We start from the raw sequence: 24,086 nt of genomic DNA on the forward strand, positions 1-24,086 counted from the left end.
GGACACAACGCTCCCTGGGGTTGCAGCGGCTGCTGGCTGATCATGGGCGGACGACGCGGGGCTGCGCCCGGCCGTCCGTGGAACAGTTTATCGGTCGCGCTCGGCCACCGGCCCACCCGTCTCGCCTCTCGGGAACGCTGTGACCTGCGGCACGGGCATTCTGCCCAATGCACGGCGGCCTTGGCCAGGGTCGCCACGCGTCGGGCCCGGGGTGCGAGTGGATCGTGGGGCGAAGCGAAGCACTCAGCGCAGTCTGGCGACCACCAGGTCCCACACGGTTTCGGCCAGGGCCTCCTTGGGGCCGTGCGGCACCGGGGTTTCGCCGCCGTCGGCGGCCAGCACCACGGCCTCGTTCTCCTCGGCGCCGAAGGTGCGGTGCTCCCCCACCTCGTTCACCACCAGCAGGTCGCAGCCCTTGCGGGCGAGCTTCTTGCGGCCGTTGGCGAGGACGTCGTCGGTCTCGGCGGCGAAGCCCACGATCACCTGTCCGGACCGCGCCCGGTCGGCCGACATCTCGGCGAGGATGTCCGGATTACGCACCAGGACGATGGGCTCCGGTTCCTGGTCGTCCTTCTTCTTGATCTTGCCGGTGGCGTAGGAGGCGGGACGGAAATCGGCGACGGCGGCGGCCATGACGACCGCGTCGGCGTCCGCGGCGGCCTTCAGGACCGCCTCGCGCAGCTGCACGGCCGTGCCGACCGGGACGACGTCCACGCCCGCCGGGTCGGGCAGGCCGGTGTTGGCGGCGACCAGGGTGACCCGGGCGCCGCGGGCCGCGGCCGTGCGGGCCAGCGCGTAGCCCTGCTTGCCGGAGGAGCGGTTGCCGAGGAAGCGGACCGGGTCGAGGGGTTCGCGGGTGCCGCCGGCGCTGACGACGACGTGCCGGCCGGCGAGGTCGGGCTCGGCCGCGCCCCGGGCGAGGACGCGGCGGCAGGCCTCGAAGATCTCCGCCGGGTCGGGCAGCCGGCCCTTGCCGGTGTCGACGCCGGTCAGCCGGCCGACCGCCGGTTCGATGACCACGGCGCCGCGGCGGCGCAGCGTCGCCACGTTCTCCCGGGTGGCCGGGTGCTCCCACATCTCGGTGTGCATGGCCGGGGCGAAGACCACCGGGCAGCGGGCGGTGAGCAGGGTGTTGGTCAGCAGGTCGTCGGCGAGGCCGTGGGCCGCCTTGGCGAGCATGTCGGCCGTCGCCGGGGCCACGACCACCAGGTCGGCGTGCTGGCCGATGCGGACGTGCGGCACCTCGTGGACGTCGTCCCAGACCTCGGTGGCGACGGGGTTGCCGGACAGGGCGGACCAGGTGGCGGCGCCCACGAAGTGCAGCGCGGAGGCGGTGGGCACCACCCGGACGTCGTGCCCGGACTCGGTCAGTCTGCGCAGCAGCTCGCACGCCTTGTAAGCGGCGATGCCGCCGCTGACCCCCAGAACGACCTTCGGCTTGTCCACCGTCTCTCCCCGGACTCGGCCCCGGTGCGCCGGACGGCGCACGCCTTCTATGACACACCACAGGCCCGGCAGTCGCGCTGCCGGGCCTGTGGGAAAAGCTATTGCGGTACGCAGAGAAGACCTGCGCAGATGAGACTTACTGCACCGGGCCTTCGATGGCCTCGGAGGTCAGCAGACCCGCGTTGATCTCGCGCAGGGCGATGGAGAGCGGCTTCTCGTGGACGTGGGTGTCGACGAGCGGACCGACGTACTCGAGGAGGCCCTCGCCGAGCTGCGAGTAGTACGCGTTGATCTGGCGGGCGCGCTTGGCCGCGTAGATCACGAGGCTGTACTTCGAGTCGGTGGCCTCGAGGAGCTCGTCGATCGGCGGGTTGATGATGCCCTCGGGCGCGGAGATGGAAGAGGACACGCTCTACCTTCCGATGGATGGGAAAGATTCAGTCAGCATGACCAGTGACGATCAGACGACGTCCATCAAGGCTAGCAGCTCGCGCGCCACGTCCTCGACGGAGGTGTTGACCAGGGTCTCGTCGAACTCCGGCTCGGCCGCCAGCTCGATCTTGGCGGCCTCGAGCCGGCGCTCGATCACCTCGGGCGGCTCGGTCCCGCGGCCGGTGAGCCGGCGCACCAGCTCCTCCCAGGAGGGCGGGGCGAGGAAGACCAGACGGCCCTCCGGCATGGTCTCGCGGACCTGCCGGGCGCCCTGGAGGTCGATCTCCAGCAGGACCGGCACACCGGCCTCCAGGTGCTCCAGCACGGCGGCGCGCGGCGTGCCGTAGCGGTTGCCCGCGAACTCGGCCCACTCCAGCAGCTCGCCGTTGGCGATCAGCTTGTCCATCTCCTCGTCGGTGACGAAGAAGTAGTGGACGCCGTGCTGCTCGCCGGGGCGGGGCTTGCGGGTCGTCGCCGACACCGAGAGCCAGACCTCGGGGTGCGCCTTGCGCATATGGGCGACGACCGTGCTCTTGCCGACCCCGGAGGGGCCGGAGAGCACGGTCAGCCGCGGACGTGCGTCCGGGGGTACGGGGGTCGCCCCCCGGGGTGTTACAGCCATGCAGCGATTATTCCAGCAATCGCGGGGTGCCCGGGACTCGCGTCCCGAGGACCCTCGACCTCAGGAACCGGTGCTGCCGAACTCACGCTCCAGGGAAGCGATCTGGTTGGAGCCGAGGCCGCGCACCCGGCGGCTCTCGGAGATGCCGAGTCGCTCCATGATCTGCTTGGCGCGGACCTTGCCCACGCCCGGCAGGGACTCAAGAAGGGCCGACACCTTCATCTTGCCGATGACGTCGTTTTCCTGGCCCTGCTTGATGACCTCGTGCAGGGAGGCGCCGGAGTGCTTGAGTCGATTCTTGACCTCGGCCCGCTCCCGGCGAGCCGCGGCGGCCTTTTCGAGCGCGGCTGCGCGCTGTTCAGGGGTAAGGGGCGGAAGAGCCACGCCTACGTCACCTCGGATGTCGAACTGTCGGATACGGACCGGTGAGGAGGCGTTTCGCCCCACACCAGGGGAGCTACGGGCGACACGCTTGCCCGTGCGCTCTCGACGGAGACTAGCGGTCGAGGGCCCAAGAGTCAGCGAGAACAGCGGAAAAGTCCTGGTCAGCCTCGCTCAGGCCGGACATTTAGGACATACTGCCCCGGATTCGGGGAGGAATCCAGACTCCGGCGAACCCCGGGCCCGCCCGGCCCGCGCCTCAGCCGGCGGCCACCGCCGCCCGGATCTCCTCGGCGAAGCGCTCCGCGGCGCCCCGCAGTGCGGCGACGTCGGGACCGTGACGCAGAACACCCCGGCTGACGTTCGGGACGACGTTGCGCACCGCCGCGCCGAAGACGGCCGGCAGATCGGCCGGTGTGGCCCCCTGCGCGCCGATCCCGGGCGCCAGCAGCGGCCCGTTGACGTCCAGGTCGTAGGAGGACAGGTCGCCGAGCGTGGCGCCCACCACCGCGCCGAAGGAGCCCAGCGGCCGCTCCCCCGCGTTCTCCTCGGCCAGGTGCGCGAGCATGGTCGCGCCCACGTTCAGGCCGTCGGAGCGCAGGGCGTGCTGCACCTCGCCGCCCTCCGGGTTGGAGGTCAGCGCCAGCACGAACAGGCCCGCGCCGCTTCGCCGGGCCAGCTCCGCCGCGGGCCGCAGGGAGCCGTAGCCCAGGTAGGGCGAGACGGTCAGCGCGTCGGAGAACAGCGGGGCGTCCTCGTGCAGGAAGGACTCGGCGTAGGCGGCCATGGTCGAGCCGATGTCGCCGCGCTTGGCGTCCATGACGACCAGCGCGCCGGCCGCCCGCGCCTCGGCCACCGCCGTCTCCAGCACGGCCACGCCGCGCGAGCCGAACCGCTCGAAGAAGGCGCTCTGCGGCTTGAGCACGGCGACCCGGTCGGCCACCGCCTCCACGACGGTGCGGCTGAACCGCTCCAGGCCCGCCACGTCGTCGTTCAGGCCCCACTCGGCGAGCAGGGAGGCGTGCGGGTCGATGCCGACGCACAGCGGCCCCCGCTCGTCCATGGCGCGGCGCAGGCGCGCGCCGAAGGGCTCCAGGGGGCTCATACGGTTTCTCCCGCCTTCTTCACATCGGCGCCGACCGCGTCGGCGAGGGTGGCGTAGGGGCTGTTGCGCAGGCGCGCGGCCAGGCCCTTGTGGACGGCGCGGCCCCAGAACGGGCCCTCGTAGATGAAGGCGCTGTATCCCTGGACCAGCGTGGCGCCTGCCAGGATGCGCTGCCAGGCGTCCTCGGCGCTCTCGATGCCGCCGACGCCGACCAGGGTGATCCGGTCGCCCACGCGCGCGTACAGGCGGCGCAGCACCTCCAGGGAGCGCGCCTTGAGCGGGGCCCCGGACAGGCCGCCGGTCTCCTGGACGAGGGCCGGGTCGGAGGTCAGGCCGAGTCCTTCGCGGGCGATGGTGGTGTTGGTGGCGATGATGCCGTCCAGGCCCAGTTCGACGGCGAGGTCGGCGACCGCGTCCACGTCCTCGTCGGCGAGGTCCGGGGCGATCTTGACCAGCAGCGGCACGCGGCGGCCCGGCACGGCACGGTCGGCGGCCTCGCGCACCGCGCTCAGCAGCGGGCGCAGCGCCTCGGTGGCCTGGAGGTTACGCAGGCCGGGCGTGTTGGGCGAGGAGACGTTGACGACGAGGTAGTCGGCGTACGGCGCCAGGCGCTCGGCGGACTTCACGTAGTCGCCGACGGCCTCCTGTTCGGGGACGGCCTTGGTCTTGCCGATGTTGACGCCGACCACGGTCCTGAAGACCGGGGTGCGCGAGGCCAGGCGGGCGGCGACCGCGAGCGAGCCGTCGTTGTTGAAGCCCATGCGGTTGATCAGCGCCCGGTCGGCCACGAGCCGGAACAGCCGCTTCTTGGGGTTGCCGGGCTGGGGCTCGCCGGTGACGGTGCCGATCTCGACGTGGTCGAAGCCCAGCATGGACAGGCCGTCGACGGCGACGGCGTTCTTGTCGAAGCCGGCCGCGAGGCCGAAGGGGCCGTGCATGCGCAGGCCCAGGGCCTCGGTGCGCAGCTCCTTGTAGCGGGGGGCCAGGGCGGCGGCGAGGAAGGTGCGCAGCACGGGGATCCGGGCGGCGAGGCGGATCCAGCGGAAGGCGAGGTGGTGGGCGGCTTCCGGGTCCATCCGCCGGAAGACGAGGCGGAAGAAGATCTTGTACATCTCGGAGAAGTCCTCGGTGTCGTCATGAGGCGTCTCATGCGTCCGTCGTGAGAGGGCTCGTCAGGGGGGCTTGAGGGGGCTCATGAAGAGGGGGACACCGTTTCCGGTGTCCCCCTCGGGGCTGGCTGCTAGTCGCGGGCCGCGGTCAGGAACTCGGCGTGTTCCTGGAGCGAGCGCACGCCCACGTCGCCGTGGTTGAGGGCGTCGATGCCCTGGACCGCCGCGGCGAGCGCCTGGACGGTCGTCAGGCAGGGCACGGAGCGTGCCACGGCCGCCGTGCGGATCTCCCAGCCGTCGAGGCGGCCGCCGGTGCCGTAGGGGGTGTTGACGATGAGGTCGACCTCGCCGTCGTGGATGAGCTGGACGATGGTCTTCTCGCCGTTCGGGCCGGCGCCCTCGGACTGCTTGCGCACGACGGTGGCGTTGATGCCGTTGCGCCGGAGCACCTCGGCGGTGCCGGAGGTGGCGAGCAGTTCGAAGCCGTGGGCGACCAGCTCACGGGCGGGGAAGATCATCGAGCGCTTGTCCCGGTTGGCGACCGAGATGAAGGCGCGGCCCTTGGTGGGCAGCGGGCCGTAGGCGCCGGCCTGCGACTTGGCGTACGCCGTGCCGAAGACGGAGTCGATGCCCATGACCTCGCCGGTGGAGCGCATCTCCGGGCCGAGGACGGTGTCCACGCCGCGGCCGTGGATGTCGCGGAAGCGCGACCACGGCATGACGGCCTCCTTGACGGAGATCGGCGCGTCCAGCGGGATGGTGCCGCCGTCGCCGCTCTTCGGCAGCAGGCCCTCCGCGCGCAGCTCGGCGATGGTCGCGCCCAGCGAGATCCGGGCGGCGGCCTTGGCCAGCGGTACCGCGGTCGCCTTCGAGGTGAAGGGGACGGTGCGGGAGGCGCGCGGGTTGGCCTCCAGGACGTAGAGGATGTCGCCGGCCAGCGCGAACTGGATGTTGATCAGACCGCGCACCCCGACACCGCGCGCGATGGCCTCCGTGGAGGCGCGCAGCCGCTTGATGTCGAAGCCGCCCAGGGTGATCGGCGGCAGGGCGCACGCCGAGTCGCCGGAGTGGATGCCGGCCTCCTCGATGTGCTCCATGACGCCGCCGAGGTACAGCTCCTCGCCGTCGTAGAGGGCGTCGACGTCGATCTCTATGGCGTCGTCCAGGAACCGGTCGACCAGGACCGGGCGGGACGGGCTGATCTCGGTGGACTCGGCGATGTAGGACTGCAGGCGGGCCTCGTCGTAGACGATCTCCATGCCCCGGCCGCCCAGGACGTAGGAGGGGCGCACGAGGACCGGGTAGCCGATCTCGTCGGCGATGGTCTTGGCCTCGGCGAAGGTGGTGGCGGTGCCGTGCTTGGGGGCGGGCAGGCCCGCCTCGGCGAGCACCCGGCCGAAGGCGCCGCGGTCCTCGGCGGAGTGGATGGCCTCGGGCGAGGTGCCGACGATCGGCACGCCGTTGTCCTTGAGCGCCTGGGACAGGCCCAGCGGGGTCTGGCCGCCGAGCTGGACGACGACGCCGGCGACGGGACCGGCCTGCCGCTCGGCGTGGACGATCTCCAGGACGTCCTCCAGGGTGAGCGGCTCGAAGTAGAGCCGGTCGGAGGTGTCGTAGTCGGTGGAGACGGTCTCCGGGTTGCAGTTGACCATCACGGTCTCGTACCCGGCGTCGGACAGCGCGAAGGAGGCGTGGACGCAGGAGTAGTCGAACTCGATGCCCTGGCCGATGCGGTTGGGGCCGGAGCCGAGGATGATCACGGCGGGCTTCTCGCGCGGCGCGACCTCGCTCTCCTCGTCGTAGGAGGAGTAGAAGTACGGCGTCCTGGCGGCGAACTCGGCGGCGCAGGTGTCGACGGTCTTGTAGACCGGGCGGATGCCGAGGGTGTGCCGCACCTCGCGCACCACGTCCTCGCGCAGACCGCGGATCTCGGCGATCTGCTGGTCGGAGAAGCCGTGCCGCTTGGCCTCGGCGAGCAGGTCGCGGGTCAGCTCGGGGGACTCGGCCAGCTCGTCGGCGATCTCCTTGATCAGGAAGAGCTGGTCCACGAACCACGGGTCGATCTTCGTGTACGCGAAGACCTCCTCGGGGGTGGCGCCGGCCCGGATGGCCTGCATCACCGTGTTGATCCGGCCGTCGGTGGGGCGGACGGCCTCTTCGAGCAGCGCCGTCTTGTCGCCGGGCTCGCCGACGAAGGTGAACTGGCTGCCCTTCTTCTCCAGGGAGCGCAGCGCCTTCTGGAAGGCCTCGGTGAAGTTGCGGCCGATGGCCATGGCCTCGCCGACCGACTTCATGGTGGTGGTGAGGGTGGAGTCGGCGCTCGGGAACTTCTCGAAGGCGAACCGCGGGGCCTTGACGACCACGTAGTCGAGCGTGGGCTCGAAGGAGGCCGGGGTCTCCTGCGTGATGTCGTTGGGGATCTCGTCCAGGGTGTAGCCGACGGCGAGCTTGGCGGCGATCTTGGCGATGGGGAAGCCCGTCGCCTTGGAGGCCAGCGCCGAGGAGCGCGAGACGCGCGGGTTCATCTCGATGACGATGACCCGGCCGTCCTCGGGGTCGACCGCGAACTGGATGTTGCAGCCGCCGGTGTCGACGCCGACCTCGCGGATGATCGCGATGCCGACGTCGCGCAGCACCTGGTACTCGCGGTCGGTCAGCGTCATCGCGGGCGCGACGGTGATCGAGTCGCCGGTGTGCACGCCCATCGGGTCGAAGTTCTCGATGGAGCAGACGACCACGACGTTGTCGTTCTTGTCGCGCATCAGCTCCAGCTCGTACTCCTTCCAGCCGAGGATGGACTCCTCCAGGAGCACCTCGGTGGTCGGGGAGAGCGTGAGGCCGGTGCCGGCGATGCGGCGCAGCTCCTCCTCGTCGTGGGCGAAGCCGGAGCCGGCGCCGCCCATGGTGAAGGAGGGGCGGACGACGACCGGGTAGCCGCCGAGGGTCTCGACGCCCTGGAGGACGTCGTCCATGGTGTGGCAGATCACGGAGCGGGCGGACTCGCCGTGCCCGATCTTCTTGCGGACCTCCTCGACCACCAGCTTGAACTGGTCGCGGTCCTCGCCCTTGTGGATCGCCTCGACGTTGGCGCCGATCAGCTCGACGCCGTACTTCTCCAGGACGCCGTTGTCGTGCAGCGAGATCGCGGTGTTCAGGGCCGTCTGGCCGCCCAGGGTGGGCAGCAGGGCGTCGGGGCGCTCCTTGGCGATGATCTTCTCGACGAACTCGGGGGTGATCGGCTCGACGTAGGTGGCGTCGGCGATCTCCGGGTCGGTCATGATCGTCGCCGGGTTGGAGTTGACGAGGATGACCCGCAGGCCCTCGGCGCGCAGGACGCGGCACGCCTGGGTGCCGGAGTAGTCGAACTCGGCGGCCTGGCCGATGACGATCGGGCCGGAGCCGATGACCAGGACGGACTGGATATCGGTGCGCTTAGGCACGCTGGCCCTCCATCAGGGAAACGAAGCGGTCGAACAGGTAGGCGGCGTCGTGCGGACCGGCGGCCGCTTCGGGGTGGTACTGGACGCTGAAGGCCGGCTTGTCGAGGAGCTGGAGGCCCTCCACCACGTCGTCGTTGAGGCAGACGTGGGAGACCTCGGCCCGGCCGAAGGGGGTCTCGGAGACCTGGTCGGTGGGGGCGTCCACGGCGAAGCCGTGGTTGTGCGCGGTGACCTCGACCTTGCCGGTCGTACGGTCCTGCACGGGCTGGTTGATGCCACGGTGGCCGTACTTCAGCTTGTAGGTGCCGAAGCCGAGCGCGCGGCCGAGGATCTGGTTGCCGAAGCAGATGCCGAACAGCGGGGTGCCGCGCTCCAGGACGCCCCGCATCACGGAGACCGGGTGGTCGGCGGTGGCCGGGTCGCCGGGGCCGTTGGAGAAGAACACTCCGTCGGGCTGGACGGCGTAGACGTCCTCGACGGTGGCGGTGGCGGGCAGGACGTGCACCTCGATGCCGCGCTCGGCCATGCGGTGCGGGGTCATGCCCTTGATGCCGAGGTCCACGGCGGCGACGGTGAACTTCTTCTCGCCGATCGCCGGGACGACGTACGCCTCCTGGGTGGCGACCTCGGCGGAGAGGTCCGCGCCGACCATCTCGGGGGCCTCCTGGACGCGCGCCAGCAGCGCGGCGTCGTCCCGGACGGCGTCGCCGCTGAAGATGCCGACCCGCATCGCGCCGCGTTCGCGCAGATGGCGGGTGAGGGCGCGGGTGTCGACGCCGCTGATCCCGACGACGCCCTGCGCGGCCAGCTCCTCGTCCAGGGAGCGCTTGGCGCGCCAGCTGGACGGGACGCGCGCGGGGTCGCGCACGACGTAGCCGGCCACCCAGATGCGCTTCGACTCGGCGTCCTCGTCGTTGACGCCGGTGTTGCCGACGTGCGGGGCCGTCATGACGACGACCTGGCGGTGGTACGACGGGTCGGTGAGGGTCTCCTGGTAGCCGGTCATGCCGGTGGAGAACACGGCTTCGCCGAACGTCTCCCCCACGGCCCCGTAGGCGCGGCCGCGGAAGATCCGGCCGTCCTCCAGGACGAGTACGGCGGGAACCCTCGCGGTTCCCCTAGAGGAGGTGGTCATCGTTCGACGCCTTCCGTGGTGTTCGTTTCGATCATGGAGTTGAGGGCCTGGACCCACTCGGCGTGCTCGGCCGCCCGGTCGGAGCGGAAGCCGGAGTCGATCAGCCGGTCGCCGTGCGTCCAGGTGACGATCAGCAGGCCGCCCTCGGTGAGGACCTTGCCGGCGATGCCCTTGTCCAGCCGGGCCCCGCGCAGCCGGTCGGCCGGGACGAAGAAGTCCGGTGCGCCGGGGCGCACGACGCCCAGGCCCGCGTCGGTGAGCGTCAGCTCCACGCGGCTGCGGGTGCCCAGGCCGCGCGCCACGATGCGGTCCAGCCACTGACCGGCGGTGGTGGAGCCGTGGTAGCGGCCGGTCATCGTCAGTCTCGCCGCACCGGGCTCCGCCGGCGCGGCGGGCAGCTCGGGCAGGTCGCCCTGGAGGGTGCCGCGCCACTTCCAGCCCTCGCGCATCAGCCAGTAGACGAGCGCGACGAAGAGGGCGAGGCCGACCAGCCAGCCGATGCGCGCGCCCCAGTCGGTGACCGCGGCCGACTTCTCCTCGGCCGCGATCCGGGCGGCGTAGCCGGCTGCGAGCAGTGTTGCAGGTGTCACGTGAGCTTCCCGTCGACGAGCGTGGCCTTGCCCCGGAGCCACGTGTGGGTGACACGGCCCGGCAGCTCGCGTCCCTCGTACGGGGTGTTGCGGCTGCGCGAGGCGAAGCCCGCGGGGTCCACCCGCCCACGGTATGCCGTGTCGACGAGGGTGAGGTTGGCGGGCTCACCTGCCGAGACGGGGCGTCCGTGCCCGGTGGCGCGGCCGATCCGGGCGGGGGCGAGGGACATGCGGTCGGCGACGCCGGCCCAGTCCAGCAGCCCGGTGTCGACCATGGTGGCCTGCACCACGGACAGGGCGGTCTCCAGGCCGACCATGCCCATGGCGGCGGCGGCCCACTCGCAGTCCTTGTCCTCGTGCGGGTGCGGGGCGTGGTCGGTGGCGACGATGTCGATGGTGCCGTCGGCGAGGGCCTCGCGCAGGGCGTGCACGTCGCGCTCGGTGCGCAGCGGCGGGTTGACCTTGTAGACCGGGTTGTAGGTGCGCACCATCTCGTCGGTGAGGAGCAGGTGGTGCGGGGTGACCTCGGCGGTGACGTCGATGCCGCGGGACTTGGCCCAGCGGACGATCTCGACGCTGCCGGCGGTGGAGAGGTGGCAGATGTGGACGCGGGAGCCGACGTGCTCGGCGAGCAGCACGTCCCGGGCGATGATCGACTCCTCGGCGACGGCCGGCCAGCCGCCCAGGCCCAGCTCGGCGGAGACGACGCCCTCGTTCATCTGCGCGCCCTCGGTCAGCCGCGGCTCCTGCGCGTGCTGTGCGACGACGCCGCCGAAGGCCTTCACGTACTCCAGGGCGCGGCGCATGATCACCGCGTCGTCCACGCACTTGCCGTCGTCGGAGAAGACGGTGACGCCGGCGGCGGACTCGTGCATCGCGCCGAGTTCGGCGAGCTTCCTGCCCTCCAGGCCGACGGTGACGGCGCCGATGGGCCGCACGTCGCAGTAGCCGTGTTCCCGGCCGAGCCGCCAGACCTGCTCGACCACGCCGGCGGTGTCGGCGACGGGGAAGGTGTTGGCCATGGCGAAGACGGCGGTGTAGCCGCCCGAGGCGGCGGCGCGGGTGCCGGTGAGGACGGTCTCGGAGTCCTCGCGGCCGGGTTCGCGCAGATGGGTGTGCAGGTCGACCAGGCCCGGCAGGAGGACCTTGCCGTCCGCCGCCACGACCTCGGCGCCCTCGGCGCTGAGACCGGCGCCGACCTGAGCAATGGTCTCGCCGTCGATCAGCACGTCCTGCGGCTCGCCGCCGAGCACCTTGGCACCGCGGATCAGGATCTTGCTCATCTTGTTACTTCTCCTCGGTCCGAGTGTGGGTGACGGCGGGCTCGTTGCCGCCGAGCAGCAGGTAGAGGACGGCCATCCGGATGGAGACGCCGTTGGCGACCTGCTCTACGACGGTGCAGCGCGGGGAGTCGGCGACCTCGGCGGTGATCTCCATGCCGCGGACCATCGGGCCGGGGTGCATCACGACGGCGTGCTCGGGCATCCGCGCCATGCGCTCGCCGTCGAGGCCGTAGCGGCGCGAGTACTCGCGCTCGGTGGGGAAGAAGGCGGCGTTCATGCGCTCGCGCTGGACGCGGAGCATCATCACGGCGTCCGACTTGGGCAGGGTGGCGTCGAGGTCGTAGGAGACCTCGCAGGGCCAGGACTCGACGCCGACCGGCAGCAGGGTGGGCGGGGCGACCAGGGTGACCTCGGCGCCGAGGGTGTGCAGCAGGTCGACGTTGGAGCGGGCGACCCGGCTGTGCAGGACGTCGCCGACGATGGTGACGCGCCGGCCGGACAGGTCCTGGCCGAGCCCGGCGTCGCGGCCGGTCAGGCGGCGGCGCATGGTGAAGGCGTCGAGCAGCGCCTGGGTGGGGTGCTGGTGGGTGCCGTCGCCGGCGTTGATGACGACGGCGTCGATCCAGCCGGAGGTGGCCAGGCGGTACGGGGCCCCGGAGGCGCCGTGCCGGATGACGACGGCGTCGACGCCCATGGCCTCCAGGGTCTGCGCGGTGTCCTTCAGGGACTCGCCCTTGGAGACGCTGGAGCCCTTGGCGGAGAAGTTGATGACGTCCGCGGACAGCCGCTTCTCGGCGGCCTCGAAGGAGATCCGGGTGCGGGTGGAGTCTTCGAAGAAGAGGTTGACGACGGTACGGCCGCGCAGGGTCGGCAGTTTCTTGATCGGCCGGTCGGCGACCCGGGCCATCTCCTCGGCGGTGTCGAGGATCAGGACGGCGTCGTCGCGGGTGAGGTCGGCGGCCGAGATGAGATGACGCTGCATCTGTCAGGCTCCGTAAGGAAGTTCATTCGGGAGGCGGGGCCGGGGCGGGCGCGGTGGCTCGTGGCGGGACCCCGCGAGGCATGACCGGGCGCGGGCGCGCGTGCGGGCACGGGCGCGGGGCGCGCGTCGGCGGGTACGCGCGCCTGGGCTAGTGCTGGGACTCGCCCGCGGCGTCCGGCTTGGCGCCGAGCAGCACGGTGTCGCGACCGTCCTCCTCGGCGAGCTGGACCTTGACCGTCTCCCGCAGCGACGTGGGGAGGTTCTTGCCGACGTAGTCGGCGCGGATGGGCAGTTCGCGGTGGCCGCGGTCGACGAGGACGGCGAGCTGCACCGCGCGGGGGCGCCCGATGTCGTTGAGCGCGTCGAGGGCGGCGCGGATGGTGCGGCCGGAGAAGAGCACGTCGTCCACGAGGACGACGAGGCGGCCGTCGATGCCGTCACCGGGGATCTCGGTGCGGGCCAGCGCACGCGGCGGGTGCATGCGCAGGTCGTCGCGGTACATGGTGATGTCCAGCGAGCCGACCGGGATCTTGCGCTCGGTGATCTGCTCCAGCTTGGCGGCGAGCCGCTGGGCGAGGAAGACGCCGCGGGTCGGGATGCCGAGGAGCACGACGTCGTCGGCGCCCTTGGCGCGCTCGACGATCTCGTGGGCGATGCGGGTCAGCACCCGGGCGATGTCGGGGCCCTCGAGAACGGGCCGCGCATCGGACGCTCGCGCCGCGGCGGGCGTGTCCTGCTTGTCGATCTTGTCCATACGAAACGGACCTCCTTCTCCGCCTCACGGGACGGACCTTAAAGGACGTCGGATTTGCGCCAACCACAGTAGCAGGTGCCGGGGACCGCTCCGCTCACCCCCTCGGCGCAACCGCGGATCGTTAGCACGGAAGCGGCGGGCCGCACCATTCGGCTTGACGCGGCAGAGTAACGCTGCGTAACCTCACAGTGAGTTACCAGCCGCGCGGCCTGGAATCCCGTCCAGCCGCGTCGACACAGTGTTCCGGGGAGCCATATGTCCAGCGAATACGCCAAACAGCTCGGGGCCAAGCTCCGGGCCATCCGCACCCAGCAGGGCCTTTCCCTCCACGGTGTCGAGGAGAAGAGCCAGGGACGCTGGAAGGCGGTCGTGGTCGGCTCGTACGAGCGCGGCGACCGTGCCGTGACCGTGCAGCGCCTCGCCGAGCTGGCGGACTTCTACGGGGTCCCCGTGCAGGAGCTGCTGCCGGGCACCACCCCGGGCGGCGCCGCCGAGCCCCCGCCGAAGCTGGTCCTCGACCTGGAGCGGCTGGCCACGGTGCCCGCCGAGAAGGCCGGCCCGCTGCAGCGGTACGCGGCGACGATCCAGTCGCAGCGCGGCGACTACAACGGCAAGGTGCTCTCGATCCGCCAGGACGACCTGCGCACGCTCGCCGTCATCTACGACCAGTCGCCCTCGGTCCTCACCGAGCAGCTGATCAGCTGGGGCGTGCTGGACGCGGACGCGCGGCGCGCGGTGGCGGCCCACGAGGAGGCCTGAGCCTCACCCGTCGCCCAGGTCTCGGGAGACAACAGAAGAAACGTGCCGCCGGGGTGGCCGGAATCACATGGTTCCGGCCACCCCGGCGGCCTTCTGCGGCCCTGCGGGGGCACCCGGGCACCGGGAGGCGCACGGAACGCCGAGGGGCCCGCAGCGGTGACGCTGCGGGCCCCTCGGCGTATGCGTGCCTCGTACGCCTGCCGGAATCCGGTCGGTGCCGGGTCCGTCAGGTCTCGCTGTTCGTGTCGCGGCGCAGCGAGGGCTTGAGTTCCTTCAGCCGGCCGAGCAGGCCGTTGACGAACGAGGGCGACTCGTCCGTGGAGAACTCCTTCGCCAGCTGCACCATCTCGTCCAGCACGACGGCGTCCGGGGTCTCGTCGACCCAGATCAGCTCGTACGCGCCGAGCCGCAGGATGTTGCGGTCGACGACCGGCATACGGTCCAGCGTCCAGCCGACCGCGTACTGCGCGATCAGCTCGTCGATCCGGGTCGCGTGCTCGGCGTACCCCTCGACCAGCTGCATCGTGTACTCGCTGACCGGCGGCTGCCGGGTGTCGGAGCGGGAGAGCCGGACCCAGTCCGCGAGGACCGTGAGGACGCCGACGCCGCGCTGGTCGCCCTCGAAGAGGATCTGGAAGGCGCGCTTGCGGGCCGTGTTGCGGGCAGCCACGGTTAGCTGTTCACCCGGCCGAGGTAGTCGCTCGTACGGGTGTCGACCTTGATCTTCTCACCGGTGGTGATGAAGAGCGGGACCTGGATCTGGTGGCCGGTCTCCAGCGTGGCGGGCTTGGTGCCGCCGGTGGAGCGGTCGCCCTGGACGCCCGGCTCGGTCTCCTGGACGGTCAGCTCGACGGCGGCCGGCAGCTCCACGAAGAGCACCTCGCCCTCGTGCTGGGCGACCGTGGCGGTGAAGCCCTCGATCAGGAAGTTGGCGGCGTCGCCGACGGCCTTGCGGTCGACCATCAGCTGGTCGTAGGTCTCCATGTCCATGAAGACGAAGTACTCGCCGTCCATGTAGGAGAACTGCATGTCGCGCTTGTCGACGGTGGCCGTCTCGACCTTGACGCCGGCGTTGAAGGTCTTGTCGACGACCTTGCCGGAGAGCACGTTCTTGAGCTTGGTGCGCACGAAGGCCGGGCCCTTGCCGGGCTTGACGTGCTGGAACTCGACGACGGACCAGAGCTGGCCGCCTTCGAGCTTGAGCACCAGGCCGTTCTTGAGGTCGTTCGTGGAAGCCACGGTTGCGGAATCTCCTGGACTGACGTGGACGACCCCGGGGCACGCACCTATAGCGCGAGCAGCTCCTTGGTCGTGATGGTGAGTAGCTCGGGTCCGCCGTCCGCCTCGGGGCGTACGACGAGCGTGTCATCGATCCGGACACCGCCCCGTCCCGGGAGGTGGACCCCCGGTTCGACGGTGACCGGCACGCAAGCGTCCAGTTTACCCATGGCCGCGGGGGCCAACTGCGGGTCCTCGTCGATTTCGAGTCCGACACCGTGTCCGGTGAGCGGCTGGAGCCCCTCGGAGTAGCCCGCGGAGTCCAGCACCTGCCGGGCGGCGCGGTCCACCTCGCGGTACGCCGCGCCCGGTGTCAGCGCCTCCCGGCCCGCCCGCTGGGCGGCGAAGACCAGCTCGTACAGCTGGATCTGCCAGTCCGCGGGGGACGTGCCGATCACGAAGGTGCGGCCGATCTCGCAGCGGTAGCCGCGGTAGGCCGCGCCGAGGCACACGGAGAGGAAGTCGCCCTCCTCCACCCTGCGGTCGGTGGGGCGGTGGCCGCGGCGGCCGGAGTTCGGGCCGGTGGCCACGGAGGTGGGGAAGGCGGGGCCGTCGGCGCCGTGGTCGACCAGGCGGCGCTCCAGCTCCAGGGCCAGGTGCCGTTCGGTGCGGCCGACGAGGATGGACTCCAGGAGTTCGCCCAGGGCCTGGTCGGCGATCTCGGCGCCGATCCGCAGGCAGGAGATCTCCTCCTCGTCCTTGACGACCCTGAGCTGCTCGACCGCGCTGCCGAGGTCGGTCAGGCGCAGTCTCGGGGTCACCGAGGTGAGGGCGCGGTGGCGGGCCACGGTGAGGTGGTGCTCCTCGACGGCCAGCGAGTCGGCGTCCTGGGCCTGGGCGAGGCCCGCCGCGGCGACGGCCGCGTCACCGCCGGGCTGGGGCAGGATCTGCACCCGCAGGTTGTCGTCGGGGCGCCCTTCGCAGGGCCGGTCGTCCGGTGGGCTCTGGCACACCAGAAGGTCCTCGCGCTTTCCGAGGAGCAGGACGGCACCGTGCGGGGCGGCGCCCGCGAGGTACCGCACATTGGCGGGACGAGTCACCAGCGCCGCCGCGCTGCCGCCCGCGTTGCAGCGCTCCCGTAGCCGGGTTCGGCGGGCCGCGTACACCTCTGACATGAACCGAGCGTAAGAGGGGTGGCCGGAAATCGCCGGTCGAGAGGGCCGAGTGGGTTCGCCTCCGGCGGGCGACTGCATCGTCGTGGCTGCGGGCAGTCGTGCCGCAGGGGCGGCACAGGCGGGCGCAGCGGCCCCCTCCAGCGCGGGCGAGCGCCCTCACCCCCCGGCGCGCCGCCGGCCGGCCCTGGAAGCGGCCCGCCCGAACCGCCCCGCGCGCAGCGCACCGCACCCGCCCGCACCATCCGCCCGGCCCGGCGGGGGCTACCAGGTCGGGGGGCTGGTGAGGGCTCGGGTGAGGACCTCGTTCAGGACCTGGGCCGTGGTGGGTATGTCCAGCTGGGAGTTGTCGATGATGGGCAGGCCCGAGCCGTACCAGCCGGCCATGCGGCCGTGGATGCGGGCGACCTCCTCGTCGGTGAGGCGGCGGTTCCCGCTGCGCTCGGCGTTGCGTTCCAGGACGACGTCCAGGCCGGGCAGCAGCACCACCGGCAGCAGGCCGGGGCCGACATGCCGTTTCCAGCCACCGAGACCGACGACCGGACGGTCGGGGAAGACGGCGTCGTCGAGGATGCACGAGATGCCGTTGGCGAGGAAGTTGCGCGCGGCGAAGCCACAGGTGCGGCGGGCCAGGCGGTACTGCGCCTCGGAATTGTCGTTCCACCCGGACTGCGGGTTGGCGAACCCGGAGCGGACCCATTCGCGGACGTCGTCCAGGCTGATGTGCGCGGTGGGCACCCGGCGGTGCTCGGCCCAGTGCTTGGCGACGCTCGTCTTGCCGGCGCCGGCCGGACCGATGAGCAGCACCGCGAGGGTGGTGGTCGTCGGATCGGGGACCGTGTGGGCCGGAGGGGCGCTCGGCATGACGACCGGGCCGCCCGGTGGCAGCCGGACGTGTCCGGTGGCGTCCGGCGCGGGCGGGACCGGCGCGGCGCCGGGCTGCGCCGGAGGCTGCGGCGGCGGACCGCCGGGGTGGCCGCCTGCGGGCGGGGGCTGGTGGGGCGGCGCCGGCTGCCCGCCGGTACGGCCCGGTGGCGGCTGGTGCGGCGGGGACGGGTGCACGGCCGGGTGGCCCGGCGCCGGTGGCGGGGGTATGGGGGCGGAGCCCTGGTGTGCGTCCGGGTGGTAGGGACCCGGGTGGTGTGCGGCCTGCGGCCGGCCGGCGGCCGGTCCGTGCCCCGGCTGGTGGGGCGGCGGCAGCGGAGAACCCACTGCGTGCTGCATCCGGTGCCACTCCGTCTCGTACAAGGCAATGGGCGCTGGCGGCGGGCCCAAACCCCGCTCCGTACCGAACGGTACCGTCCCCGGCCGCCATGTGGTGAACGGCCGGGGACGGCCCGAAGTGCCCGCTCCCGTCCGGCGAATGGGACGGACGGGACCCGTCGGGACGTACCGCCCGCTTCCCGCCGCCCCGCAGGGTCGTCGCCCGCCCGGCCACGGCCCGGCGGGACTCACCGCCTCGCCGACCCGCCGCCCCACAAGACCCGCCGCCCCCGCTCCCCCGCGGTCCGGCGGGACTTACTGCCCTACTTCCCCGTAGGCGGCCAGGAGGACGGCCGGGTCGGGGCCTTCCAGGACCGTCGGCTTGGCGAGGCCGTCGAGGACGATGAAGCGCAGCAGGTTGCCACGGGCCTTCTTGTCGACCTTCATGTTCTCCAGCAGCTTGGGCCACTGGTCGTAGCGATAGGTCAGCGGCAGGCCGACGGATTCCAGAACGGTGCGGTGGCGGTCGGCGGTGGCGTCGTCCAACCGGCCCGCCAGGCGGCCGAGTTCGGCGGCGAAGTGCATGCCGACCGCGACGGCCGCGCCGTGCCGCCACTTGTAGCGCTCGTTCTTCTCGATGGCATGGCCCAGCGTGTGACCGTAGTTGAGGATCTCCCGCAGGCCCGACTCCTTCAGGTCCGCGGAGACGACCTCGGCCTTCACCCGGATCGAGCGTTCGATCAGCTCGGCGGTGTGCGGCCCGGCCGGGGTGCGCGCGGCCGCCGGGTCGGACTCGACCAGCTCCAGGATCACCGGGTCGGCGATGAAACCGGCCTTGATGACCTCCGCCAGCCCGGAGACGTAGTCGTTGACCGGCAGCGAGTCCAGCGCGGCCAGGTCGCACAGCACGCCCACCGGCGGATGGAAGGCGCCCACCAGGTTCTTGCCCTCGGCGGTGTTGATGCCGGTCTTGCCGCCCACGGCCGCGTCCACCATCGCCAGCACCGTCGTCGGCACCGCCACCCAGCGCACCCCGCGCAGCCACGTCGCGGCCACGAAACCGGCCAGGTCGGTGGTCGCGCCGCCGCCCACGCCGACGATCACGTCGGAGCGGGTGAACCCGGACTGCCCCAGCGCCTTCCAGCAGTAGGCGGCGACCTCGGCGGTCTTCGCCTCCTCCGCGTTCGGCACCTGGATCGCGATCGCCTCGTACCCCTGATCGGCCAGATCGGCGCGCAGCGCCTCACCGGTCTCCGCCAGCGCCTCCGGATGGATCACCGCGACGCGCTGCGCCTTCTCGCCGATCAACCCGCCCAGTTCACCGAGGAGCTGACGGCCCACCAGGACGTCGTAGGGGTCGCTGCCGGCGGTGCCGCCGACCTGGATCCGCGTCACTGCCTCACTCATGCTTCCTTCAACTCCACTGCGTCCAGGACGGCTTGGGCCACTTCCTCGGGCGTGCGGCCGTCGGTGGCCACCACCGCGGTGGCGACCTCTTCGTACAGATGCCGCCGCGCCTCCATCAACTCCCGCCACTGCTTGCGCGGGTTGACCGCGAGCAGCGGGCGGGCCGCGTTCAGGCCGGTGCGGCGGACGGCCTCCTCGACGTCCATCGACAGGTAGACCACGGGCGGTGCGGCGAGCAGGGCGCGGGTGCCGGCGTCGAGGACCGCGCCGCCGCCGAGCGCGAGGACGCCGCCGTGCTCGGCCAGCGCCCGCCGCACCGCCTCCTTCTCCAGCGCGCGGAAGGCCGGCTCGCCGTCCTCCACGAAGATGTCGGAGACGGCGCGGCCCTGCCCGGCGACGATGTCGTCGTCGGAGTCGCGGTAGCCGACCCCCAGCCGGTCGGCCAGCAGCCGTCCCACCGTCGACTTGCCCACGCCCATCGGCCCGACCAGCACGACCAGCGGCCCACCCGAGCCCGTCACCGGACCGCCAGGTTCTCGAGGTAGGAACGGACGTTGCGGCGCGTCTCGGGCACGCTGTCCCCGCCGAACTTCTCCGCCACCGCGTCCGCCAGCACGAGCGCCACCATCGCCTCGGCCACGATCCCGGCCGCCGGCACCGCGCACACGTCCGAGCGCTGGTGGTGCGCCTGTGCCGGCTCACCGGTGGCCACGTCCACCGTGCGCAGCGCACGCGGCACCGTCGCGATCGGCTTCATCGCCGCCCGCACCCGCAGCAGCTCACCCGTGGACAGACCGCCCTCGGTGCCGCCCGAGCGGCCCGTGGCCCGCCTGATGCCCTCCTCGGTGGTGACGATCTCGTCGTGCGCCTGCGAACCGGGCACCCGGGCCAGATCGAAACCGTCACCGACCTCCACACCCTTGATCGCCTGGATACCCATCAACGCCCCGGCCAGGCGCGCGTCCAGCCGCCGGTCCCAGTGCACATGCGAACCCAGACCCACCGGCACCCCGTACGCCAGCACCTCCACCACACCGCCGAGCGTGTCACCGTCCTTATGAGCCTGGTCGATCTGCGCGACCATCGCCTTCGAGGCGTCCGCGTCCAGACAGCGCACCGGATCCGCGTCCAGCTTCTCGACGTCCGCGGGGGTCGGGTACACCCCGTACGGGGCCTTGGCCGCCGCCAGCTCCACCACATGGCTGACGATCTCGATGCCGACCGTCTCCTTCAGATACGACCGCGCCACCGCACCCAGCGCCACCCGCGCCGCGGTCTCCCGCGCCGAGGCCCGCTCCAGGATCGGCCGCGCCTCGTCGAAACCGTACTTCTGCATACCGGCGAGGTCCGCGTGCCCGGGCCGGGGACGGGTCAGCGGCGCGTTCCGCGCCAGCTCGGCCAGCTCCGCGGGGTCGACCGGGTCGGCCGCCATGACCTGCTCCCACTTCGGCCACTCCGTGTTGCCCACCATGACCGCCACCGGAGAACCCAGCGTCAGACCGTGGCGGACACCGCCGAGGAAGGTGACCTCGTCCCGCTCGAACTTCATCCGGGCGCCACGGCCGTACCCCAGCCGCCGCCTCGCCAGGTGGTCAGCCACCATCTCCGTGGTGATCGGCACACCGGCGGGAAGACCCTCCAGCGTGGCGACGAGTGCCGGCCCGTGCGACTCCCCCGCGGTCAGCCAACGCAACCTGCTCAACGGTGCTCCTCATATTCGCGCCTGGAACTGCGACGGCGCGACCGGGTGCGCGGCCCTGGCCCGCCACCTCCGATCCTCCCACGTCCGGGGAGCGGAACCGGCCGCCGGTCCAGCAGGCGGACGCGCGCTGGACAGCCGCGGGGCGGGTCAGCGGTCGGCCAGGGCCTTCTCGCCCGCGTGACGCATGGCGTCCAGCGGGGCCGGAGTGATGCCGGTCATCTGTTCGACCTGGAGGACGGCCTGGTGGACCAGGAGGTCGAGGCCGCTGACGACGGCGCCGCCGGACATGGACCAGCGGGCCGCGAGGGCGGTGGGCCAGGGGTCGTAGAGCACGTCGAAGAGGGTGGTGGGCCGCTCGGGGACCGCCGTGGCGAGGGCGTCCGTGGTGCCGGCCGGGGTGGTGGCGATGACCAGCGGGGCGTGCAGCGCCCGTGCGCCGTCGGACCAGTCGGCGGTGCGGACGTCGACGTCGAGGCGTTCGCCCCACTGGCGCATCTCGGCGGCGCGGGCCTCGCTGCGGACGTAGACGGTGACCTCGCCGGTGCAGATCCGGGCGAGCGCGGCGAGCGCGGAGGAGGCGGTGGCGCCGGCGCCGAGGACGGCGGCCGAGTCGACCTGTTCGACGCCGTGCTCGCGCAGCGCGGCGACCATGCCGGGGATGTCGGTGTTGTCGCCGGTGCGGCGGCCGTCCTCGGTGAGGACGACGGTGTTGACCGCCTCCACGGCGGCCGCCGTCTCGCTGATCTCGTCCAGCAGCGGGATCACGGCCCGCTTCAGCGGCATGGTCAGCGACAGTCCCGCCCATTCGGGCCCGAGCTTCTCGACGAAGCCGGGCAGGGCGGCCTCGTCGACGTCGAACCGGTCGTACGACCAGTTCACGAGTCCCAGTTCCCGGTAGGCGGCGCGGTGCAGCACCGGGGAGAGGGAGTGGGCGATGGGCGAACCGAGCACGGCGGCCCGGCGGGCGTCAGTGGCCCGAGCTGGCATTGAACTTGTCCTTGAGCTTATTGAAATCGGCCAGATTCTTGGCGAACTCGGTCTTGTTCATACCGTCGGTCGCCACGAAGTAGAGCCAGCCCTCGTCGGTCGGGTTCAGTGCCGCCTTCAGGGCGTCGTCGCCGGGGTTCCCGATCGGTCCGGGCGGGAGTCCCTTGTGGGTGTACGTGTTGTACGGGTTCTGGTTGCTGTTGATCTCCTTCTCACTGATGTGGATCTTGCTCTGCCCCATCAGGTAGTTGAAGGTCGAGTCGAACTGCAGCTTCTGGTTGGTCTCGGTGTTCGTCGGCTTGAGGCGGTTGTAGATCACCTCGGCCATGGCGCGGAAGTCGTCGTGCGTCTTGCCCTCGGCCTGGACGAGACTCGCGACCGTGACGAACTGCAGCGGGTCGGCGAGGTCGAACTCCTTCGCCTTCGCCACGACGTCGTAACGGCTGTAGGCCTGGTCGGCCTGTTCGACCATGTCCTTCAGGACCGCCTCGGGCTTCATCCCCTTGGCCGCCGGATAGGTGCCCGGGTAGAGGAATCCTTCCAGCGGGTCCATGATCTGGCCGTTGTTGTCGGCCCACGAGGGCAGGCCGAGGCTCTTGTACTGCTTGGCGGCGATGTTCTTGGTCGTGCCCGCCGACAGATCGAGCTGTTTGTCGATCGCCTTGTAGACCTCGGAGTTGCGCTCGCCCGGTTTCACCAGGACGTTGCTCTGGCTCGTCGGGTCGAGCATCATCGCGACGGCGCTCGCCGCCGACATCTGCTTCTTCAGCAGATAGGCGCCCGCCTGGATCTGCTTGCCCTGCGGATTGTGCGACTGGGCCGCGACGAACGCGTCGACGCTCTTGACCACGCCCGCCTTCTTCAGCGCGCGGCCGATGTCGTAGCCGCCGGCGCCCTGCGGGATCTCCACGGTGACCGTCTCGCCGGTGCCGTCACCCGCGTAGTCCGGCGCCGCGCCGAAACGATTTTGGTAGAACTGGTAGCCGTAGTAGCCGACGCCGGCCGCACCGCCGCCGAACACCAGCACCACGACCAGGCAGGCGCAGCCGTTGCGGCGCTTCTTGCCGCTCTTGCCCTTGCCGCCGCGCCCTTTGCGGTCGGCGCGGCCGCGGCCCGCGGCCGGCTCGTCCGCGCCCGGCGCGTCGTCGTCCTCGTCGTCACCGCCGCCCGCGAAGAAGGCGTGGTCCTCTTCCCGCTCGTCCTCCGGGTCCGGGTCCCAGTCGCGCCGCGGCTCCGGATCGGCGCTACGGCGGCCCGGGGGCTCCGGCGGCGGGTAGGCCTCGGGGGTGCCGTACAGATCGGGCTGCTCGGCGCCGTAGGCCACGGCCTGCTGGCCGTACGGGTCGACCGGGTCGGCGACGTACGGCGGCTGCGGCTGCTGGCCGGCGGCGCCGTCCCAGCCGCCCTGCTGGTGCTGGTCCTGGAGCTGGGCGCCGTACTGCGGGTCGTACTGGTGGTGGCCCTGGTGACCGTGGTGCTGGGGCTGGCCGTGGTGCTGGGGCTGCTGCTGGCCGCCCTGGGGGGCGTAGTGCGGGTACTGCTCGCCGTAGCCGGGCTGGCCGCCCTGGCTCCAGTCGCCGTACTGCTGCGGGTGCTGCTGCTGTGCATGCTGCGGGTGGTGCTGCGGCAGGCCGCCGTAAGGAGACTGCGGGTCCGGGTGACCCTGCTGTCCTCCCCATCCGCCGTCCCCGTACAACGGGTCCTCCGGATGCCACGGTTCGGAGCCTGGGCCCCGGCCATACTCAGTCATCGATCCCCTAGAGCCGCGAGGCAGCGGTCACGCAGCGTGTCGCCCGGCACCGTCCCGCCTCTTGCTGTGCGTCGGCTGTTCGAACACCGGCGCATCGCGCGGAACGTTACCGTATCGCGATCAGATGACCACTTCGACGCCCTCGCCGGGTGGTTCACCTGACACCCGTTCGGATTCGAGGGCTTGCTGCAGGATGATGACGGCGGCGGCCTGGTCGATCACGGAGCGTCCCTTTTTGGACTTCACCCCGGAGGCGCGCAGCCCCTGACTGGCCGTCACGGTGGTCATCCGCTCGTCCACCAGGCGGACCGGCACCGGGGCGACGCCCTTGGCCAGTTCGCCCGCGAACGCGCGGACCTTGACGGCGGCGGGGCCCTCGCCCCCCTTGAGGGAGCGAGGGAGCCCGACGACGACCTCGATCGGCTCGTACTCCTCGACGAGCTGCCTGAGGCGACGGTGCGCCGCCGGGACGTCCCGGCCCGGCACCGTCTCCACGGGGGTGGCGAGGATCCCGTCGGGGTCGCACGAGGCGACCCCGATCCGGGCGTCCCCGACGTCGATCGCGAGCCGACGTCCTCTGCGCATCTTCTCGGCCGTCTCTTGCTCGTC

Annotated in this window: 23 protein-coding genes; 1 reads left to right on the forward strand and 22 read right to left on the reverse strand. The window is 71.8% G+C overall.

Annotated elements, in window-relative coordinates; all coding sequences use genetic code 11:
• Positions 1-243: 243 nt before the first annotated feature.
• The 12 genes from coaBC to pyrR all read right to left on the reverse strand — a co-directional run bounded on the left by coaBC (position 244) and on the right by pyrR (position 13,279).
• The gene (gene coaBC, locus K7787_RS16105) at positions 244-1,446 is read right to left on the reverse strand and encodes a bifunctional phosphopantothenoylcysteine decarboxylase/phosphopantothenate--cysteine ligase CoaBC (RefSeq protein ID WP_308036372.1); all 1,203 of its coding nucleotides are present in this window, start codon (positions 1,444-1,446) and stop codon (positions 244-246) included.
• A gap of 136 nt (positions 1,447-1,582) precedes the next feature.
• Positions 1,583-1,855, reverse strand: coding sequence for a DNA-directed RNA polymerase subunit omega (gene rpoZ / locus K7787_RS16110; protein ID WP_009187588.1), 273 nt, complete (start codon positions 1,853-1,855; stop codon positions 1,583-1,585).
• 51 nt (positions 1,856-1,906) lie between these two features.
• A complete protein-coding gene (gene gmk / locus K7787_RS16115) occupies positions 1,907-2,500 on the reverse strand; it encodes a guanylate kinase (protein WP_027758538.1) in 594 nt (197 codons plus the stop codon).
• Between the two features lie 60 nt (positions 2,501-2,560).
• Positions 2,561-2,884 carry an integration host factor gene (locus tag K7787_RS16120; RefSeq protein ID WP_003977346.1) on the reverse strand — a complete coding sequence of 108 codons (324 nt, stop codon included), beginning with the start codon at positions 2,882-2,884 and terminating at the stop codon, positions 2,561-2,563.
• A gap of 256 nt (positions 2,885-3,140) precedes the next feature.
• Positions 3,141-3,986 carry an orotidine-5'-phosphate decarboxylase gene (gene pyrF, locus K7787_RS16125; RefSeq protein WP_223001837.1) on the reverse strand — a complete coding sequence of 282 codons (846 nt, stop codon included), beginning with the start codon at positions 3,984-3,986 and terminating at the stop codon, positions 3,141-3,143.
• On the reverse strand, positions 3,983-5,098 hold the full coding sequence (locus K7787_RS16130; RefSeq protein ID WP_169435272.1) for a quinone-dependent dihydroorotate dehydrogenase: 1,116 nt from the start codon (positions 5,096-5,098) through the stop codon (positions 3,983-3,985). Before K7787_RS16130 ends, pyrF begins: the two co-directional genes overlap by 4 nt.
• A gap of 128 nt (positions 5,099-5,226) precedes the next feature.
• Positions 5,227-8,535, reverse strand: coding sequence for a carbamoyl-phosphate synthase large subunit (carB, locus tag K7787_RS16135; RefSeq protein WP_009187593.1), 3,309 nt, complete (start codon positions 8,533-8,535; stop codon positions 5,227-5,229).
• The gene (gene carA, locus K7787_RS16140; RefSeq protein ID WP_009187594.1) at positions 8,528-9,670 is read right to left on the reverse strand and encodes a glutamine-hydrolyzing carbamoyl-phosphate synthase small subunit; all 1,143 of its coding nucleotides are present in this window, start codon (positions 9,668-9,670) and stop codon (positions 8,528-8,530) included. Before carA ends, carB begins: the two co-directional genes overlap by 8 nt.
• Entirely contained in the window at positions 9,667-10,260 is a 594-nt protein-coding gene (locus K7787_RS16145) for a PH-like domain-containing protein (protein ID WP_169435271.1), read from the reverse strand. Before K7787_RS16145 ends, carA begins: the two co-directional genes overlap by 4 nt.
• On the reverse strand, positions 10,257-11,543 hold the full coding sequence (locus tag K7787_RS16150; protein WP_009187596.1) for a dihydroorotase: 1,287 nt from the start codon (positions 11,541-11,543) through the stop codon (positions 10,257-10,259). The genes K7787_RS16145 and K7787_RS16150 overlap by 4 nt, the downstream gene beginning before the upstream one ends.
• 4 nt (positions 11,544-11,547) lie before the next feature.
• Positions 11,548-12,525, reverse strand: a complete 978-nt coding sequence (locus tag K7787_RS16155; RefSeq protein WP_009187597.1) for an aspartate carbamoyltransferase catalytic subunit — start codon at positions 12,523-12,525, stop codon at positions 11,548-11,550.
• A gap of 148 nt (positions 12,526-12,673) precedes the next feature.
• Positions 12,674-13,279, reverse strand: coding sequence for a bifunctional pyr operon transcriptional regulator/uracil phosphoribosyltransferase PyrR (gene pyrR, locus K7787_RS16160; RefSeq protein ID WP_019984639.1), 606 nt, complete (start codon positions 13,277-13,279; stop codon positions 12,674-12,676).
• 255 nt (positions 13,280-13,534) lie between these two features.
• Here pyrR and bldD point away from each other — a divergent pair, with 255 nt between their 5' ends.
• Positions 13,535-14,038, forward strand: a complete 504-nt coding sequence (bldD, locus tag K7787_RS16165) for a transcriptional regulator BldD (RefSeq protein ID WP_019984640.1) — start codon at positions 13,535-13,537, stop codon at positions 14,036-14,038.
• Positions 14,039-14,264: 226 nt separating this feature from the next.
• Here the strand turns inward: bldD and nusB are convergent, their stop codons facing one another.
• The 10 genes from nusB to ruvX form a co-directional block, all read right to left on the reverse strand.
• Positions 14,265-14,708 carry a transcription antitermination factor NusB gene (gene nusB, locus K7787_RS16170; protein WP_223001838.1) on the reverse strand — a complete coding sequence of 148 codons (444 nt, stop codon included), beginning with the start codon at positions 14,706-14,708 and terminating at the stop codon, positions 14,265-14,267.
• 2 nt (positions 14,709-14,710) lie between these two features.
• Positions 14,711-15,277 carry an elongation factor P gene (gene efp, locus K7787_RS16175; protein ID WP_009187601.1) on the reverse strand — a complete coding sequence of 189 codons (567 nt, stop codon included), beginning with the start codon at positions 15,275-15,277 and terminating at the stop codon, positions 14,711-14,713.
• A 47-nt stretch (positions 15,278-15,324) separates the two neighbouring features.
• Positions 15,325-16,431 (reverse strand): aminopeptidase P family protein, encoded by a 1,107-nt coding sequence (locus K7787_RS16180; protein ID WP_027758540.1) that lies wholly within the window; start codon positions 16,429-16,431, stop codon positions 15,325-15,327.
• A 261-nt stretch (positions 16,432-16,692) separates the two neighbouring features.
• Positions 16,693-17,652, reverse strand: a complete 960-nt coding sequence (locus tag K7787_RS16185) for an AAA family ATPase (RefSeq protein ID WP_223001839.1) — start codon at positions 17,650-17,652, stop codon at positions 16,693-16,695.
• 294 nt (positions 17,653-17,946) lie between these two features.
• Positions 17,947-19,038, reverse strand: coding sequence for a 3-dehydroquinate synthase (gene aroB, locus K7787_RS16190; protein ID WP_223001840.1), 1,092 nt, complete (start codon positions 19,036-19,038; stop codon positions 17,947-17,949).
• Positions 19,035-19,517 carry a shikimate kinase gene (locus tag K7787_RS16195; protein ID WP_223001872.1) on the reverse strand — a complete coding sequence of 161 codons (483 nt, stop codon included), beginning with the start codon at positions 19,515-19,517 and terminating at the stop codon, positions 19,035-19,037. Before K7787_RS16195 ends, aroB begins: the two co-directional genes overlap by 4 nt.
• 38 nt (positions 19,518-19,555) lie before the next feature.
• Complete coding sequence (gene aroC / locus K7787_RS16200; RefSeq protein WP_223001841.1) at positions 19,556-20,740, reverse strand: chorismate synthase; 1,185 nt, start codon at positions 20,738-20,740, stop codon at positions 19,556-19,558.
• A 147-nt stretch (positions 20,741-20,887) separates the two neighbouring features.
• Positions 20,888-21,727: a shikimate dehydrogenase gene (locus K7787_RS16205; RefSeq protein ID WP_223001842.1), complete on the reverse strand. Its 840-nt coding sequence runs from the start codon at positions 21,725-21,727 to the stop codon at positions 20,888-20,890.
• Positions 21,708-23,477: an endolytic transglycosylase MltG gene (mltG, locus tag K7787_RS16210; protein WP_223001843.1), complete on the reverse strand. Its 1,770-nt coding sequence runs from the start codon at positions 23,475-23,477 to the stop codon at positions 21,708-21,710. The genes K7787_RS16205 and mltG overlap by 20 nt, the downstream gene beginning before the upstream one ends.
• Before the next feature lie 120 nt (positions 23,478-23,597).
• The gene (gene ruvX, locus K7787_RS16215) at positions 23,598-24,062 is read right to left on the reverse strand and encodes a Holliday junction resolvase RuvX (RefSeq protein WP_009187608.1); all 465 of its coding nucleotides are present in this window, start codon (positions 24,060-24,062) and stop codon (positions 23,598-23,600) included.
• Between the last annotated feature and the right edge of the window lie 24 nt (positions 24,063-24,086).

The sequence above is a fragment of the Streptomyces sennicomposti genome, from assembly GCF_019890635.1.
GTDB classification, from domain to species: domain Bacteria; phylum Actinomycetota; class Actinomycetes; order Streptomycetales; family Streptomycetaceae; genus Streptomyces; species Streptomyces sennicomposti.